The 1243-nt window shown below is 45.1% G+C and carries 1 protein-coding gene; it reads left to right on the forward strand.

The window, feature by feature from the left end; genetic code table 11:
- The first annotated feature begins 750 nt into the window (after window positions 1-750).
- Window positions 751-966 (forward strand): helix-turn-helix domain-containing protein, encoded by a 216-nt coding sequence (locus PPOP_RS15970; protein WP_006287633.1) that lies wholly within the window; start codon window positions 751-753, stop codon window positions 964-966.
- The last annotated feature ends 277 nt before the right edge of the window (window positions 967-1243 follow it).

Raw genomic sequence — 1243 nt, forward strand, 5'->3', positions numbered from 1 at the left:
GAAACGGTTGCTATGCATGACAACCGTGTAGGCGGATATCCGCGACCGTAGCCGCTAGATGCGGCTAGGTTTCGTCCCGTTCCGTCCGGGACTCTCCGGGACTCGTCAGGCGGTGTGAGAGGGGCCGAAGCCCCTGCATTAATCAAATACTTTAACTGTGTACTTAGACTCGTCAAAACGTCGAATGCTTTGTGTCCCATCCTTGTTTGTCAGCACGATCGTTATTACTCCAAGTCCCCGTTGTAGTACCTTGCCGGTTACTGATTTGACTTTGCCACTCCGTGTCACTGTCGTACATATGGCCCTCATGGGATTACCTCCGATTTTTTTTTAATACAGCCACTAAAGCCACGATGCTAATGACGAATGCTACAACAATGAATGTCCAAGTAATGAATTGCATGGCTTGTCCATCCTCCTGTATATTGTTGTGAGGTGAAGGCTGTGATAAGATTTTGGTAAGGAGGCCGTCGTGCTTGACGACCTCCCCGGTACTTAACGTTTGCGTGGGGCGCATCGGTAAGTACCTTTTTACTTTTTACGGCTAGACTTGAGAATTAAGTACGCTGTAAAGCACTGTATGATTGCCGTAATCAGTTGTACCAAATCTTTCACGTCCTTCACCTCCAATCTGTTTCTGACACTATTTTCGTGTCATCCACATCTATAATATACCATGACACTATTTTAGAGTCAATACTTATTTGACACTTTTTTCGTGCCGTTATATATTTGTAACGAGGTGGTATTATGGGCGTTCGATCAAACTTAAGAGTACTTGCTGAGAGCAGGGGGGTAGGTATCCGCCAGATTGCACGAGACATTGATTACCGTTACGAGACGGTGCGGCAAATGTATAATGATGAGTCCAAACAGTTCCCACGCGATTTGTTGTACAAGTTGTGTGCATATTTTGATTGCGACATAAACGAGTTGTTAGTTATAGACACAGAGCCTCAGGAGTAGTCCTGGGGCTCTTATCATTTTTAGACGGGTTAGGTTGCAAAAAAACATGTATTTTGGTAAGACGGTTGCAGCAAGGATTTGTCAAGGGGAGATGATAAAAATGCAATCAGCGATTTTACATACAGACGCAAAAAGAGCCGTTAAGGGTGTTCGCCCCACGGCTCTTTTTGCGTCAAAAAAATTGGCCCGCCCTGTTACACATCGATGAGAGGTGCGGGCGGGGTCTGTTAATCTGTTATTTCAACTATAGTGCGAATAGAGTACTCCTTTACACCTA

It is taken from the genome of Paenibacillus popilliae ATCC 14706 (assembly GCF_000315235.1).
GTDB lineage: Bacteria > Bacillota > Bacilli > Paenibacillales > Paenibacillaceae > Paenibacillus_B > Paenibacillus_B popilliae.

What these genes read in the sequence shown, in the direction of transcription:
- PPOP_RS15970 (WP_006287633.1), top strand. Translation starts at nt 751, where the DNA reads ATGGGCGTTCGATCAAACTTAAGAGTACTTGCTGAGAGCAGGGGGGTA.